This is a genomic window from Streptomyces sp. NPDC046862, assembly GCF_040704615.1.
Classification (GTDB): Bacteria; Actinomycetota; Actinomycetes; order Streptomycetales; family Streptomycetaceae; genus Streptomyces.
Window position 1 is genome coordinate 17,749 of the sequence record NZ_JBEYXP010000071.1, and the last position, 14,682, is coordinate 32,430.

Consider the following 14,682-nt stretch of genomic DNA (forward strand, 5'->3'; position numbering starts at 1 on the left):
CCACTGTGCCGGACTCCGGCTCCGCCTTGGACATCACCATCGCCCGCGACCGGAAGACGGGGCATGTCACCGCCCGCGGAGGTGACCACTTCGCTTCCGCGCTGTTGCAGCACTCCGCCGGTTTCCTGCCCGTCGGGCACCGTCGAGACTCTTCGCCGTACGCCCCGCTGCCCGCGTACCACCGGCTCCCCGCCGGCCTCACCGACCGGCGGGAGCAGCAGCACCACGCATCGCTCGCCGCCGCCGTACTGGCCCGTATCGCCTACCGGCCCAGCCTCGCCCCGGACCTGGATGCCCCCGTGACCGACGATCCGTTCCGGGAGCCGTTGAGCTGGACGTTCTCCGATCTCGGTACGCGGATCGACCGGTGCGAGCACACCAGCGATGTCGCGCGGCTGCTCCGCGAGTTCACCGAGCCCGCCGACGGCATCCTCCCCCACACGGTGCAGGTCCTGCGCTCGGCCTCTCGCTGGTGGCAGGGGCTGGGTGGCGACGCGGGTCACGGGCGCGCGGACCGCCTCGAACGCATCGCGAAGACCCTCGCCTCCCACACCCGCACCATCCACGACCTGGCCCATCGGCTCGAGGCACGCAACGCCCACCATCCCTACCGCAGCCCCGTTCCGGGCCCGCACTCCTCACTCCCGGAGCTCCGGACCACCAGCGTCCCGCCCACGCTGCGCACGCCAGCGGTCTTGGCCCTGGCCGATGCCAAAGACCGGATCGAGCAAGCCCCGCACACCCGCGATGTCGCCTGGCTGCTGGCGGACATCACGGTGCCCCAGCTCGGCGTTCTGGACTCCGCTGTCATCGACCTTCAGACCGCAGCGGGCTGGTGGCAAGGACTCGGGACGCTGCCCGACCGCGGGTACAGCGACCGGCTGGACGATCTCGCCACCGACCTGGGTGCCTACGCCCGGGAGCTGAACAAGCTACGCGGTCACCTTGCCGACCGGCACCTCGCCCACCCGCACCGTGGCTCGCACGCCACCGCCGGATCCGAGAGGGCTCGTGCCGCCAGCGCGGCGTCACCTGGACGGCAACACGTTTCCGAGCCATCGACCACCGTCCTGGCGGTCTCCGCCCCGCCGGCCGCCGCACCGGCCCAGCCGCGCCGCCGCTGACCTTCCCCGACGCCAGAAGAGACACCCTCATGGACGACCCGCACATAGTCATCGGCCACCACCCGGACCTGGGGATCGTGGCATCCAACCGGCACAACACCTCAGTCATCGACCACGTCCTACGGCGCGTCGGCTTCGAGCCCGTCCCTGGCCGCCGCCAGCTGTACGCACTGGCCGAGCCCGAACGGGACGGGATCCGCCGTACCCGCCAGGCCGTACAGAGCCTGCGCATCGTGCGCTACCAAGTGGCCGTCAACGCTGATTTCGAGCCCGACCCGCAGCCACCCCGGCCCTCCCAGAACCACGACCGCAATCCCGCCGAGAGCCTGTCCCGGCCGTACGCACACGCTCGCGCCCTCGCCTCCGACATCGCCTCCGGCCGCCTGGTCCTCCTCGACCAACTGCGAGATCCAGAAGGCACCTTGCGCGCCGTCGGTACCTATCCGGCGACGGGCGAGGGCGTCCTGCTCTACGGCGAGGGCGACCTGCGGTACGTCGAAAGTCGGCACTCGGATACCGACCGCGCGCTCGCGGCCTTCGCCTACGTCCGCGGCAATGGCCGCCCTGTGCCGCCGTCGGAGCCGCGGGCACGGGCAGCCACTGCTGTCTCTCCCGCCCGTTCGGCCCTGCGCCACCCGGTCCGTACGGCGACCGGCACCCCGGCCAGCCGCCCCCTGGCCGCACCACCGGCTGCCGGACTACGGGCGCCAACGCACCGCTCCCGCTGATCAGCACCCCGTTCAAGGAACCCCAGGAGCACACCGCAATGGCAAACGAACCCGACATCGCCTTCGGCCTTCATCCCAAGCTCGGAACCGTGGCGGCCGTCTCCGACGGACTGCCGCAGGCCGAAGCCGCGCTCCACGCCGCAGGATTCGAACAGCACGAGGAGCTGGACATCTTCGTCCTCCCCGAAGGTGCCGGCCGCCGTCCGATGGTTCAGCTCATCCGCGACCTGCAAGCCGTCGGGTACACCGTCGCCGCCGACCCCCATCTGCAGGAGCCGCCGCAGGTTTCCGGCATCCGCGCGCTGACATCCCGGATCATTCAGGCGCAGCGTCCGACCGACGTCGCCGACGTTTTCGACGACCTCCTGGACGATCGGGGAGGCGCCATCCCGGAGTTGCACCAGCTGCTGGAGGCCACCGCCGAGTGGTGCGAGCGGCGCCTCGGAGATGAGGGCACCGACCTCGCCCGTATCTGCCGACGCCTTGGCCACAAAATCACGGAGCTGAGCGTAGACCTCGGCTTCACCGGCGCCGACTTCCTCGACCTCGACAGCCCCCTGCCACCGCGGCCGACGACCACGGCCCTTGCCCAGCAGAACAGCCGGGCTCGTGCCGCCACCACCGCCTCACCCGCGCACTCCAGCACTTCCCGGCCTGCGCCAGCCAACAGTCCTGCGCCGTACCACTCGCCCCAGGCTCCCTCTGCCTCGCCCGCCCACAGCCGATGACAGCCCCGCATAACGGCCTCTCATTGCTGGAGTGGCTCCACTCCCCGCACCACCCCGGCGACCGGCTCCCCCTTCCCTGGCTCTGTTCACGTCGTAGAGCAGCGTTTCGACAGCGGTTCGGGAGGCAGCGCCCGCGTCGGATGTTCATGAGAACGGACAGCACCGCGGTGGTGACCGGCAGGACGCCGGGGACCGCCTAGTCTGGCTGCCCTCCTGCAAAGCCAATGGCCCATTGGAGGTTCACCGAGTGACGATCGTGGTAACCAGCGTGACCATGAGCGTCACGCCCGCCAGTGCGATGCCGATCGGCGCTCCCCACGTTGGGTGTTGGTGCACGAGGCATGCGAGACCGCCAAAGGTCAGCAGACCGACCAAGACCAGCAGCAGGACGACCAGCAGGGCAAGCGTAGACACGGGAATTCCCCTCGGCTCGGGCAGCAGATGCCGCGTACGGTGCGCCCCTCCCGACGTGGGGTCGTGAAGGGCTCCATACCAACTGGGTCGCCCCGTTGGAGCCCATGTGCCTCCGTCCCCCTCAGCGGCGCGGCTCGATGAACACCCCTCTGCGGTCCCAGATCGGCAAGCGATCGCCGGGCAGCCTGGACAGGATGGTGGGGTTCTCACCATTCATCGAGGTCGCGGGGGTGTCCCGGGCCCGTGTCGATAGCTACGACGACGAGGCATGCTTCCGACGCCGTAGATGATCTGCAGGTACTCGCGGCCACGGCACTCGACATCGCGGCCCGCACACTGCGGAGTGCGGGATCCATCCGTCGATCTCCTCGACACCCGCAGGTGGTGCACCTTGCGGAAGCCCTCGCGCTCCAAGTGCCGTATCGACGATGCAGTTCGCGGATGTGGCGCTGGATCACCCGGCACACTCCCCTGGGCAGTCCAGGACGATAGCGATGGGTAGGGCGTCGGACGGTCACCGCTTTCCCGGTGAGCAAGCGCAGGACGGCGCCCGCCCTTGCCGCAGATAACGGGGGTCCCTTCACGCACGACTCCGTGGACGTCGCCGCAGGCCGTGATCAGCCGCCGACCGCGGGCGGGCGCCTCCCGTTCTCGTGAACATCGTCTCTCCCGGCCGCCAGGTGCCTTCCGGAGCCGTGAACACGTGCTGCCGGAAGTCGTGAACACAGCCGCTTCCCTCAGACGGGACGACATGTTCACCGCACGGATCGGCTACCGCATAACAACCGGACCATCGCCGATACCGCCCGAGCCCGCTGCAAGGCCGTCCTCGGCTGCTCGTCGCCCATATCGCACCGGTCTACTGGTAAGTACGGATATGGGAACCTGCGGAATCCATAGCAGTGCTGCCGCCTTGTGGGACCAGCCATCTCGTGGCATGTCAGGTACGGTCGCTCACCGTCCCCAAAAGCCCATGTCAATGCGCTCTAGGGAGGACCGACTTACGATCACGGGGATGACCAGTCGTTTGTCACGCCAAGGGGGCTCTTATGACCGAGCTTGTCCGGCAGCAACATCTTGATGTGCATGTGGAGTTCCACGGCTTCGGTTTCCAGGAGTCCGATGACGCTGACCTGCCCGTCCCGTTCCCTGACGACTTCGCGGGAGGCGTGTTCCTGAACGCCTTCCCGGGGCGTCTCGACTTCTACAGTGGCGGCCACACGCACACCGCTTCTGTCACTGTGGAGGTGTGGGACGGGGAGCCGCCCGTGCAGGATCCTGCACGGTGGGACGAGCAGGCTGAGGCGGACTTCGAGTCGACCAGCGGTGAAGTGGCCGTATGGTCCATGGGCCGCACCGATGACGTGATCACGCTCTCCGACTCGGGTGGCTCGTGGCGCGTGAGGGTGAGCTGCACCGGCCGCGAGGAGGCTGCGGCCCTGTCGGAGCAGGAAGGCACGGGCAAGGGCGTGGAGAAGTACCTCGTGCAGTTCTGGCCCGCGATGAGCTGAACGCGGGAGGGCGGGGGCGCCGGCAGCACGGCGCCTCCGCCCTCGCCGGCGTCAGGAGACGATCTTCACGATGAAGCCGTCGCCCATCCCGTCGAGGATCCGGTTCTTGGAGTAGAAGCTGCGCAGAAGATTGCCGCCCGCACGGTTGTCGTCCTTCGGGATCGGCTTCACGGAGAAGTTGAACTTCCTTGCGTCCTGGTCGTAGTCATGTTCCGCGGCTCCCTCATAGGTAGCGGCGAAGGGGTACTCGTCGCAGTCCAGAGCGCCGCCCTGCGTGTAGTTGTCGCCCCAGTAGCGCTTGCACTGCTTGACCGACGCCTTGCGGTTGTCGTCATTACGAGCCTGGCTGACCGTCCGGTGCAGTGGTTCCTTGGGCTCTTGACCTGGCACCTTCTTCGCCGACATGTACGGCTTGGTGTCTTCCGGCTTCGTGAACGCCGTCTTGATGTGCTGTGCCTCGGCACGCTCCTCGGCGCCGACCTTCGTGCTGTAGCTCAGCATGCCGATGTAGGCGAAGGAGGCTGCGCCCCTCCTGTCAGGGTTGCCGCCGCCGGTGGAGTTCGCCAGGTACTTCGCGGCGTCCCAGCGCGGCGGCAGGAAGAACAGGTCACCCTTGAGATCGCCGGTCATCGTGGCGTTGGGCGGCGGTGTGATGGTGATGGAGGGCTGGTAGATCGCTTCGATCAGGTCCGTGGTGCCGCCACTGCCCTGGCCGGGCTTGGCGTTGACGGTTTCGTTGAACGTGCGCTGCGCCTTGAGTTCGGCGAAGGTCTTCGTTCCCGGCATGTTGCCGCCCCGGGTGTAGCGAACCGTGGACGGCCAGCTGTTGGGCATCTTGCCCTTGGTGCCGATCTTCATCGCAGGGGCCTCGGTCGTGCCCTGCGTCTCCATCTCGGTGAAGTAGTACGTGAAGTTGATCGTGCGGCTGTTCTTGGCGATCGTTCCCACAACTCGGACGTTGAACATGCTCGCGCCTGAGGGCCTGCCGTTGACATACCAGGTCTGTACGAACGAAGCGCCCGAACAGGCCGCGAACCGGGACGTGAAGTAGAACTTGTTGGTGGTGCCCAGGCCCTGCTTGCACTCGTCGAGCGTCATCGTGCGGGCCGGCTCCGGTGCCGTGATCATGGGCGTCGGCGCGGCGGGTGAATCGACAGGTGCGGTGCGGGACTGCTTGTCAGCCAGCGGCGCGTACGACGCCGCAGACCCCACCGTCTCGTACGGCAACTGCGCGATCGGCTCCGCGTTCCGGGCGATGTCCCGCAAACGTTCCATGCCATCCTCGCTCTGCAACTCTTCGAGCGATGGCGTCACCGAGCCGATCGGCAGGACGTATGACTCGACCTCGAGATCAGCCGACGCGTCTGCCTGCGCCAGGGACGACACCGCCGACAGCAAAGCGACCGCGGTCGCCATGGTGAGCGCCTGTCTGCCGGCGCGCCTGAGCCACGGTATGTGCATCGAGAACCCCCGAATCCATGCGGTTCAAATCAATGATCCGAACATTTGGTCGAGGAAAGGTCTATCGATCGAGCGGTCGCGCGCATGGGCGACGCGCCAGATTTGGCGTGATCACGACCAGTGTTGACCGAGATCGACTCGCTGCTGACGTATGCGTGAGCGGTTCAGGCAACCGAAGTTCACCGCCCATGAAGCTCCGCCGATGACGACACCAACCCGTTTCCGGTCGCGCTTCGACGACCTTGCCGTCCCGCCTTCGGCTTCGACAGCTGTGGAATTTCGGGTCACCGCGGCTGACTTCTGCGGCGTAGTCGGCACTGGAGCCCTGGCTTTCGCGGGCCAGTTGCCTCCGGTTGGACGGATGGAAACCGAGCCATCAGCTGATCACGAAGGCGCGAAGCTCCGAGGCGATGTCCATCAACGCTGCGTCGCGCGCGAGCCGGGACGGGCCATGGATCCCCCTTCAGGCGACGTTCAAGGGTGCGCGGGTCGATCGGCAGTCCGGGGAAGAGGCTGTGGAACAGCCACTTGGGTTCCGATGCTGTGGGCGCGGAGGGATGTGCGGTTGTCCCAAATCCTCTGTTGGGCACCGCCGCTCAGCCCGCTGCCTGCCTGACCTTCTGCAGACCGCTACCAACGACGACCGGCCCACCGAGCACTCAAACGCGTAGCGCTCGCCGCCGGACTCACTACCACCCCGATCCGGCCGGGCCAAGCACCCGTTTCCCAGGACCCTCCACTCCCTGGCCGCGTTACTCCCTTCGACCGAAAGCAGCTGTCATGCCCGATCCCCTGATCACCATCGCCATCGAGCCCAGCGGCCGGGTCAGCGCCCGCGGCGCCGACACCCTGGCCGCCACCCTGCTGCGCCGGGCCGGATTCACCGAGATCAACGACTGGCACGGTCTGCGCCACCGGATGCCGCTGGCCAGCTCGACCGACGAGCGAAAGGCCGTCGCCGGGTACGCGGCGCAGATGCTTCGGGCAGCCCGCTACCGGGTCGACATCGACCCACAGCTCGCCCCCGATCCGCCGCAGGCGCCCACCCCCACCGACCCCCTCGGGCCCTACACCGTCGGCCGTGCGGTGCTCGACCTGACCGACCAGCTCAACGCCGCCGCCACCGCCGGACAGGCGGCCGACGTCCTGGACCAGGTCCTCGATCCTGCCGACGGCGTCCTGGTCCGCCTTCAGGAGGCCATGGAAGCAGCCGCCGAGAAGTGCAACGACTTCGACGAAGACGGCAACAGCTTCGAACTGAGCGACCGTTTCACCGCCGCAGCCGAGCAGCTCACCCAGATTGGCCACGATCTCGACAGCGCTGCCTTCGGCTTCCGCGCCTTGGAACCGGCCTCGCCAACCCAGCAGCCCCAGGAGCGGCACTGGCAGGCTCCGGTCGCCGCCTACAGCGGAACTGCTGTCACCAGCGCCGCTCGCGCCACCTCACCTGCCACCCGCGGCACTCCCGCCGGCGGTAGGCAAGGGGCCACCGCAGACAGCACCGCTGCGCAGCCCGGGTGCCCGCCCGCCCGTCGCGCCCGCTGACCTCCCTTGCCCCTTTCGTGAGCAGCCCCGCTGCTGCCCCTTGCACCCCAGCCGCCGACCGCGCCCCGATCCGCCGAGGAGCCCTCGATGACCGCCAGAAGAACTCCCCTCCTGCCGTCTTCCCCCCGTTGTCACCGCCCCCGGAGTCTCTTGTGCCATCCGCGCGTTCACGCACGCCCTCGACCACCACCGGAACAGACGCCCTCCTCTACCTCCTGCTCGCCCTCGCCGGACTCGGCTTCGTCGGCGGTTCACTGGCCTGGCTGTGCGGCAATCTCGCCGCTCTCGTTACGAGTTCGGGCCGTTGGTCCGTCTACGATCCCGCGACCGCGCTGTTCCATCCCGAGCAGCTCTGGCCTCACCTTTCCCGCCCGACGGTCGTCACCGCTTGTTACGTGCTGCCAGCCCTGGTGCTCCTGCTCACCACCGTCGTCGGCGCGAAACTCTGGTTGCGGCTGCGCGGCAACACCAAGGGTCTGGCGGACCAGCGCGATCTCTCCGGGCTGCTGCCCAAAGAGATCAGCGCGAAAGCCAAGGACCTCCGGCCCAGCCTGAAAGACACGAACGCCAAGCAGATCGTGCCCGACGACCGGGGCATCCTGCTCGGCACCCTGAATCCCGGCAATAAGGAGATACGTTCCTCCTGGGAGGACGTCCTCCTGGCGATCATGGCTCCCCGCTCCGGCAAGACGTCCGGACTCGCCATCCCGGCCATCCTCCGCGCCCCCGGCCCGGTCCTGCTGACCTCGAACAAGGCCGCCCGCGACGCGTACACCGCCACCCTCGACGCCCGCACCGAAGCTGGCACCGTGTGGACGCTGGACCCGCAGCAGATCGCACACGCCCCGCGCGACGTGTGGTGGGACATCCTCGCCGACGCCCGTGACCTCGCCGGCGCCCGGCGTCTGGCCGGACACTTCGTCACCGCGAGCGTGGACGAGTCCTCCCAGGGGGACTTCTGGTCGACGGCCGCCGCCAACACCCTGACGGCGCTGTTCCTGGCCGCCGCCCGCGACCGGCGGCCCATCACCGACGTGCTCGCCTGGCTCGCCTCGCCGGCCGACCGCACGCCCATCGACGTCCTGGTCGACGCGGGTCTCGATGCGGTCGCCGCCCAGTTGCAGGGCACCGTCGCCGGCGCCGTCGAGACCCGCGACGGCATCTTCGAAACGGCCCGCCAGTACGCCGCCTGCCTCCTCGACCCGGGCATCGCCGCATGGGTCACCCCAGCCCCGGACCTGCCCGAGTTCAGGCCGGATGCGTTCGCCACCAGCCGCGACACGCTGTTCCTGCTGTCCAAGGACGGCGGCGGTTCCGCCTCGGCGATCATCGCCGCAGCCGCCGACGCCGTGATGCGCGCGGCCGTCATCCAGGCCGAACGCGACGGCGGACGCCTCGACCCGCCTCTGCTGGCGATCCTCGACGAGGCCGCCAACGTCTGCAAGATCCAGGACCTTCCCGACCTGTACTCCCACCTCGGCTCCCGGGGCGTCATCCCCGTCACCATCCTGCAGTCCTACCGCCAGGGCGTACGGGTATGGGGCGAGGCCGGGATGGATGCCCTGTGGTCGGCGGCCACCGTCAAGCTGATCGGCTCCGGTATCGACGACGCCGACTTCGCGGACAAGCTCTCGCGCCTGGTGGGCGACCACGACGTGCAGACCGTCTCGGTCTCGCACAGCGAATCCGGCAAGTCCAGGTCGGTGTCGATGCGGCAGGAGCGGATTCTTCCGGCCGACGCGATCCGGGCCCTACCCAAGGGAACTGCACTGCTCCTGGCCACCGGCATCCGACCGGCGCTGCTGGACCTCAAGCCCTGGTACAAGGAGCCGAACGCCGGTCCCCTCGGCGCCGCTTCCGCCCGCGCGACCAAGGCGATCACCGAGCGCGCCCTCGCGAAGTCCTTGGGCCGTGACGACCTCGGGACTGCGGCATGACCGGCGGGAGCGTGTGGAACATGCCCGCCGCCGAGCGGGTGGCCGCTCTACGCGAGCAGTACGCCGCCGGGGAACCGGACGCCAACCTGTCGGACCTGGAGCTGCTCAACGCGGCGTACGAGTCGGTACTGCGCGAGCAGATCGACACCCGCGACCGCTACATGGGCCTGCTCACCAGGCGGCGCAAGCACGACGACGCCGTACGGGACGCGGCAGCCCGCGACCTCGCGGGCCAGGCCGAGCGCTACGCGCGCGCCGCCGTCTCGCGGTACATGAGCCGGTACCACGGTCTGCTGAACCGCATCGAAAGCCTTCCCGACCGCCCCGGCGCTCGGCAGATGGAGGGCATTCGCCGGGCCGCCGAGATGGTGCGGCACGAACTGAGCTACGCCCCGGAGCGCCCGGAAGAACTCCTGGACCCCGAAGGCGCCCGCCACACGCTGCGCACCCTGCGCCACGTCGTCGGCGTCCTCGACGAGCGGGAGGGGCTGAACGGCGACGACGTGCTGCGGCTGGTCAAGAACGCGCTCAGGGACGAAGCCCCGACCGACCTGTTCGCGGTCGCCGACCGAGGCACCGCCAAGCCGATCCCACCGCAACCGAACCCGCCCTTCGCCGGACCGGGCTGGGTCGACCTCGGCGGCTTCTGGGCCTACCAGCCCGAAAGCGCCGGCGCCCATGTGAAGGCGTACCCGGTCGGCGAGGACTGGTACCTGGACGTGTGGTCGGACCGCGGGCAGTTGCTCGCCTTCGGCACCGTCCCCGAAAACGAGATCGCCGCCCTCGCCCCGGCCCTCGTCGCCCGCGCCGACGGCTGGGCCCGCAACCGGTCCGAGTACGCCTGGCGCCGCTTCGCCGATACCGCCCAAACCACCCGCATCACCAGCTCTCGGCCCGGCCGTTCCGAGCCGGGCCCTGCGCCAGGGGGAGCACCGCAGCTCGGCGACCCCCGAGTCCGTGCGGCCACCACGGCCTCTCCTGCCCGGCCGCCCAGCGTCGCCGCGACCAGCCCCGCCCTCGCGTCGGCCGGTGCACACCCGGCGCCGCCCTCCGCATCCCGCCGTAGCCGGTAACCCGCCGCCGCGCTGTCTTGCCCACCCCGCCCTGCACTCAGAAGGACTTCCGCATGTCTCCTTCCATCCTCCGCACCACCGAACGTCTGGCCGGCACTCCGGCCGTGCGGCGCGGCGGTCACTGGTGGCTGGTTGCCTCTACCGGCTCGCTGCTCGCCAGTGACCCGGCCTTCACGGGTGAACTGGACCGGTTCGCCGCCGATTTGGCCGCAGCCGACGAGGCGGTCGCCGAGGTCGTCTCCTCACGCACGGCCCAACACGAGGCTCGGCGATGAGGCCGCTGCTCCAGGCCGAGCAGGCGGTCCTCGGCGCCGTGCTGCTCGATCCCGGCCAGCTGCCCCGCCTCTCGGGGTGGCTGCGGCCCGATCACTTCTACCGCCCGCACCATGCCGCGCTCTACGCCGCGCTACTCAAACTCCATTCCGACGGACACCCCGGCGCCGGCCCACAGCCCATCGCGCCTGCCACCGAGGACCGCAAAGCAGGTGCCTGGCCCACCGCTCCGACAGCGGGCCGTGACGAGCAGCTGGCATGGATGGATGACGCCATCGCCGAGGCGAACACCGAGGTACGGGGTCTGACCGCGGTCTACCTGCACACGCTGATCGCCGCCTGCCCGCGCGCGGCGCACGCCCCGGTCTACGGGCGGATGGTGCTGGAGGGCGCAATCCACCGCACCGTCGCCAAACACGCCACCCGTCTGCACCAGATGGCCCGCGCCGACACCGTACGCGGCAGCGCCGAGGACACCTTGCACTACGCCCAGGTCCTCACCGACGTCCTGAGCGATCTCGCCCGGCGCTGGGGCACCGACCCCCGCCCTATGGCCCCGCCCACGCCGCTCCCCCAGCCTGCCGCCGCGAACCAGCCGCCGGCCTCCGAGGAACTGCTCGCCGACGAGGAGTATCTGCTCGCCGTACTCACCGCGCACCCGGACGCGCTCGGCGAACTGGTGGGCTGGCTGCGGCCGGAGGACTTCGCCAACCCGGGACACGGCCGGATCTACCGCTGCCTGGGCGCTCTGCGCCACCGGGGCGAGCCGGTCGACGAGGTCACCGTCTTGTGGGAAGCCCAGCGGCGCGGCGCTCTGGCCGACGGCACGCTCACCGCCGAGGACATCCTGCGTCTGTGCGACTCCAAGTCGCCCGCAGGTATCGCCGACTACCTCGGTGAGCAGGTCGTACGGGCCGCCCTGGTCCGTACCGCCGCCAGCGCGGCCCGGCAGGTGCGGGCGCTCGCCGACGACGAGTCCCTCGCTCCCGGCCGTCTCATCGGCCACGCCCTCCATGCGCTCAGCCCGCTGGAGGACATACGCCGCCGCTGGCGAACCGCTTCCGGTGCACCCGAAGCAGCCTCCGCCCCGCCCCCTGCGCCGCACCCGACGGGCCGCGTTCCCCCATCCCGCACTGATGCCGCCCGCGCCCGCAGTCGGCCACACCCACCCCCCTCACCCAACGCGCGCACCCCTGCATCCACTCCTGCTTCCCCCGCCCGTTCGTCCCGCCGGAGCCCCTCGTGACCCCGATCGTCCCGACCCCTCCCGTCCTGACTGCGGCCGACGCCCGCACGATGTCCGCCCTGGCCAAGGAGTTCACCGCCGCCCGTCGGCGCCTCGACCAGTCACGGCAGACTGGAGACGGCCTGCCCAGTCTCACAGCTACCGCCAACCAGCTTCAGTCTCTCGGCCTACTGATCAGCTACCTCACCGACGAGGTGTTGTTCCGCGTCGCTGAACCGGGCCATCACACCCCTCAGCAGCGACGGGCTGTCAGCGTTCTGGCGACCGTCACGACCCCGGCCGCGCGGGCTGTGCAGTATCTAGCCGAGGCACACGGCCAGTTGGGGTTCCTCCATCAGTACGCGGATGGCCCAGCCACGCCCATCCTGACCGACATGCGTAACTCGGCCGTCGATGTGATCCACGATCGCCTCGACGAGGCCAGGGCCTCACTTCAAGATGCCTCTGACGCACTGAACTTGGAGGCCGACCGATCCAGCGCCCTGGTGTCCCGGGCAGCTGCCGCCCGTGGCCGGACCACCGTACGCAACGCTCCCACCGCCAGCTCCGTACCCCCGGAAGCCGCGCCGCCCCCTCTGGGGGTCGGGCCTGCGCACGTGAACGGGCGCTGAGGTGCCCGTTCCCACAGGTCCGCTGATCGGCAGCCTGTGTTCCGGCTACGGCGGCCTGGACCTCGGTGTCCAGGCCGCCCTCGGCGGCACCCTGGCCTGGCACGCCGAGATCAACCCCGATGCCGCCCACGTCCTCGCCCGGCACTGGCCCGGCGTGCCGAACCTCGGCGACATCACCGCCGTCGACTGGGCCACCGTGCCCCGGGTGTGCGTGCTGACGGCGGGCTTCCCCTGTCAAAGACGTCTCGGTCGCCGGCCGCCGCGCCGGACTCGCCGAAGGCACCCGCTCCGGGCTGTGGCACCAAATCGCCCGTGCCATATCCGTCCTCAACCCCTGCCTGGTGGTGATCGAAAACGTCCGCGGACTCCTCTCCTCCTCCGCCGGTCCCCCTGGCGACCTGGAACCCTGCCCGTGGTGTCTGGGAAACACCCCAGGTCAGCCTGTTGTGCGGGCACTCGGTGCCGTACTCGGATCCCTGGCCGACCTCGGGTTCGATGCGCGCTGGCACGTGCTGCGTGCCTCCGATGTCGGCGCACCTCACCGCCGCGAACGGGTCTTCCTCACCGCCTGGCCCGCCCGGCGCACGCCCACTGCTGAAGACCCCGACGAGCAACCTCGGCTCCAACGGCGGCTCCCAGCACCCGGACAAGCGCAAACAGGGCGGGCACGGCCCGAACCTGGCCGACGAGGTGGAGCATCTGCTCCTGCCGACTCCGAAGGCGTCGGACGGGATCAAGGGCTCGCCGAACCAGCGGCACGGCAACGGCGACCTCACTCTCCCCTCGGCGGCGGCCTCCCTGCTGCCGGCTCGGAGGCCCAACCGCACCAGTACGTCCGGCCGGGACGTACGGAGTTCCTCGCCGGCGGAAGTGATGCCGCTGTGGAGCGAGCAGGAGACGCAGCCTCCGACGTCTGGTGGGGACCGTACGCCACCGCCATCGCCCGCTGGGAGACACTCACCCGCCCAGCACCCCGCCCCACCGATGACCTGGGCCGCCTGAACCCGGCGTTCGTCGAGTGGATGCAAGGACTCCCCGCCGGCTGGGTCACCGCCACTCCCGGCCTGGGTCGCCCCGCCCAGCTCACCGCACTCGGCAACGGCGTCGTCCCCCAACAAGCAACCCACGCCTTGCAGTTGCTCGCACCGCCGTTTCCTCCCTGCACGCGCTGCCGCACGCGGTGATGTGCCCTACCGCACTTTCCCGGCCGAGCCAAATCCACGTTCCTGCGGATTCTCAACCCTCGGCAGCCCCACCACGCCCGAAAGGAACCGCATGCCACCCCGCAGACCACCCGCCTTCCCGCGCCACGGGTCCGGCCCGCCACCGGCCTTCCCCACAGCCCTGCCCTCCACATCCAACCCACCACCGAAGGGACGCCCTCCATGAGCGACCTCGCCGCCGGCAGCGCCGACGAGCCCATACGCGTACCCGACCAGGATCTCGACGACCTCGCCGCAACCCTCGAACGGCTGATCAAGAAAACGGAAGCCCAGGGCCGGATGCTGGAGCGACTCAAGGGCGAGGACTCCGACACCCACCCCACCCCCGATGATGCGGAAGACGGCAGTCCCGAGCAGGGGGACGACGAGCTCCAGAGCGAGCCGGACTCGGCACCGAAGGCGTCGGGCGATACGGGGCTACCCGCATCGGTGTTCATCCTGGCGCTGGACAACGACGCGTACGGCATCGAACTCGACGCCCTGACCGCCTGGGTCAACCACCTCCTGCTGCCCGTCTACGGGCGGGAAATCACCACCAGCCGCCCGTGGTGCCACCAGTGGCACGACCACCCCGAAGCCGTTGCCCGGCTCCATGCCCTGTGGCTGGCCTGGCAGCAGTTCACGGACGTCGAGGCCGGAGTCGCGGGCCCCTCCGTCTGGCACCGCGATCACCTCGACCCCACCTGGCTGCAGCTGCGTGCTCCGGACGGACCGTTCGCCGCCTGCACCACCAACCCCAACCGGCCCCACCACCGGCTCCTGCCGACCCCCGCGCCCGAAGCGACCGAACTGGAACTGGCGGCCTGAG

General features: G+C 69.8%; 14 protein-coding genes and 2 pseudogenes. 14 read left to right on the top strand and 2 right to left on the bottom strand.

Features of this window, described 5'->3' with window-relative positions:
• Positions 1-5 precede the first annotated feature (5 nt).
• The 3 genes from AB0959_RS46905 to AB0959_RS46915 are packed head-to-tail and all read left to right on the top strand — an operon-like array spanning position 6 to position 2,580.
• Positions 6-1,124, top strand: a complete 1,119-nt coding sequence (locus AB0959_RS46905; RefSeq protein ID WP_366833063.1) for a hypothetical protein — start codon at positions 6-8, stop codon at positions 1,122-1,124.
• A gap of 29 nt (positions 1,125-1,153) precedes the next feature.
• Positions 1,154-1,852 carry a hypothetical protein gene (locus AB0959_RS46910; RefSeq protein WP_366833064.1) on the top strand — a complete coding sequence of 233 codons (699 nt, stop codon included), beginning with the start codon at positions 1,154-1,156 and terminating at the stop codon, positions 1,850-1,852.
• A 38-nt stretch (positions 1,853-1,890) separates the two neighbouring features.
• Entirely contained in the window at positions 1,891-2,580 is a 690-nt protein-coding gene (locus AB0959_RS46915) for a hypothetical protein (protein WP_366833065.1), read from the top strand.
• Between the two features lie 240 nt (positions 2,581-2,820).
• Here AB0959_RS46915 and AB0959_RS46920 read toward each other — a convergent pair whose 3' ends face one another.
• Positions 2,821-2,994 (bottom strand): hypothetical protein, encoded by a 174-nt coding sequence (locus AB0959_RS46920; RefSeq protein WP_366833066.1) that lies wholly within the window; start codon positions 2,992-2,994, stop codon positions 2,821-2,823.
• 1,049 nt (positions 2,995-4,043) lie between these two features.
• Here AB0959_RS46920 and AB0959_RS46925 point away from each other — a divergent pair.
• Positions 4,044-4,505, top strand: a complete 462-nt coding sequence (locus AB0959_RS46925) for a hypothetical protein (protein ID WP_366833067.1) — start codon at positions 4,044-4,046, stop codon at positions 4,503-4,505.
• A 51-nt stretch (positions 4,506-4,556) separates the two neighbouring features.
• On the opposite strand, the gene AB0959_RS46930 is transcribed toward AB0959_RS46925, so the two are convergent.
• Positions 4,557-5,921 carry a hypothetical protein gene (locus AB0959_RS46930; protein ID WP_366833068.1) on the bottom strand — a complete coding sequence of 455 codons (1,365 nt, stop codon included), beginning with the start codon at positions 5,919-5,921 and terminating at the stop codon, positions 4,557-4,559.
• A gap of 825 nt (positions 5,922-6,746) precedes the next feature.
• Here AB0959_RS46930 and AB0959_RS46935 point away from each other — a divergent pair.
• From AB0959_RS46935 to AB0959_RS46980, 10 genes and pseudogenes are all read left to right on the top strand, one after another.
• The gene (locus AB0959_RS46935) at positions 6,747-7,511 is read left to right on the top strand and encodes a hypothetical protein (protein WP_366833069.1); all 765 of its coding nucleotides are present in this window, start codon (positions 6,747-6,749) and stop codon (positions 7,509-7,511) included.
• Positions 7,512-7,663: 152 nt separating this feature from the next.
• Positions 7,664-9,448 carry a TraM recognition domain-containing protein gene (locus AB0959_RS46940; RefSeq protein WP_366833070.1) on the top strand — a complete coding sequence of 595 codons (1,785 nt, stop codon included), beginning with the start codon at positions 7,664-7,666 and terminating at the stop codon, positions 9,446-9,448.
• Entirely contained in the window at positions 9,445-10,521 is a 1,077-nt protein-coding gene (locus AB0959_RS46945; RefSeq protein ID WP_366833071.1) for a hypothetical protein, read from the top strand. The genes AB0959_RS46940 and AB0959_RS46945 overlap by 4 nt, the downstream gene beginning before the upstream one ends.
• Before the next feature lie 53 nt (positions 10,522-10,574).
• The gene (locus AB0959_RS46950) at positions 10,575-10,796 is read left to right on the top strand and encodes a hypothetical protein (protein ID WP_366833072.1); all 222 of its coding nucleotides are present in this window, start codon (positions 10,575-10,577) and stop codon (positions 10,794-10,796) included.
• The gene (locus tag AB0959_RS46955) at positions 10,793-12,040 is read left to right on the top strand and encodes a DnaB-like helicase N-terminal domain-containing protein (protein WP_366833073.1); all 1,248 of its coding nucleotides are present in this window, start codon (positions 10,793-10,795) and stop codon (positions 12,038-12,040) included. Before AB0959_RS46950 ends, AB0959_RS46955 begins: the two co-directional genes overlap by 4 nt.
• Positions 12,037-12,651: a hypothetical protein gene (locus AB0959_RS46960; RefSeq protein ID WP_366833074.1), complete on the top strand. Its 615-nt coding sequence runs from the start codon at positions 12,037-12,039 to the stop codon at positions 12,649-12,651. Before AB0959_RS46955 ends, AB0959_RS46960 begins: the two co-directional genes overlap by 4 nt.
• A 1-nt stretch (position 12,652) precedes the next feature.
• Positions 12,653-12,820, top strand: a pseudogene (locus AB0959_RS46965) (DNA methyltransferase); the annotation flags it as partial.
• Between the two features lie 121 nt (positions 12,821-12,941).
• Positions 12,942-13,172, top strand: a pseudogene (locus AB0959_RS46970) (C-5 cytosine-specific DNA methylase); the annotation flags it as partial.
• Positions 13,173-13,176: 4 nt separating this feature from the next.
• Entirely contained in the window at positions 13,177-13,653 is a 477-nt protein-coding gene (locus AB0959_RS46975; RefSeq protein ID WP_366833075.1) for a hypothetical protein, read from the top strand.
• Positions 13,654-14,036: 383 nt separating this feature from the next.
• Positions 14,037-14,681: a DUF4913 domain-containing protein gene (locus AB0959_RS46980; RefSeq protein ID WP_366833076.1), complete on the top strand. Its 645-nt coding sequence runs from the start codon at positions 14,037-14,039 to the stop codon at positions 14,679-14,681.
• The last annotated feature ends 1 nt before the right edge of the window (position 14,682 follow it).

What these genes read in the sequence shown, in the direction of transcription:
- AB0959_RS46935 (WP_366833069.1), top strand. Translation starts at nt 6,747, where the DNA reads ATGCCCGATCCCCTGATCACCATCGCCATCGAGCCCAGCGGCCGGGTC.
- AB0959_RS46910 (WP_366833064.1), top strand. Translation starts at nt 1,154, where the DNA reads ATGGACGACCCGCACATAGTCATCGGCCACCACCCGGACCTGGGGATC.
- AB0959_RS46915 (WP_366833065.1), top strand. Translation starts at nt 1,891, where the DNA reads ATGGCAAACGAACCCGACATCGCCTTCGGCCTTCATCCCAAGCTCGGA.
- AB0959_RS46975 (WP_366833075.1), top strand. Translation starts at nt 13,177, where the DNA reads ATGTCGGCGCACCTCACCGCCGCGAACGGGTCTTCCTCACCGCCTGGC.
- AB0959_RS46925 (WP_366833067.1), top strand. Translation starts at nt 4,044, where the DNA reads ATGACCGAGCTTGTCCGGCAGCAACATCTTGATGTGCATGTGGAGTTC.
- AB0959_RS46980 (WP_366833076.1), top strand. Translation starts at nt 14,037, where the DNA reads ATGAGCGACCTCGCCGCCGGCAGCGCCGACGAGCCCATACGCGTACCC.
- AB0959_RS46930 (WP_366833068.1), bottom strand. Translation starts at nt 5,921, where the DNA reads ATGGCGACCGCGGTCGCTTTGCTGTCGGCGGTGTCGTCCCTGGCGCAG.
- AB0959_RS46955 (WP_366833073.1), top strand. Translation starts at nt 10,793, where the DNA reads ATGAGGCCGCTGCTCCAGGCCGAGCAGGCGGTCCTCGGCGCCGTGCTG.
- AB0959_RS46950 (WP_366833072.1), top strand. Translation starts at nt 10,575, where the DNA reads ATGTCTCCTTCCATCCTCCGCACCACCGAACGTCTGGCCGGCACTCCG.
- AB0959_RS46945 (WP_366833071.1), top strand. Translation starts at nt 9,445, where the DNA reads ATGACCGGCGGGAGCGTGTGGAACATGCCCGCCGCCGAGCGGGTGGCC.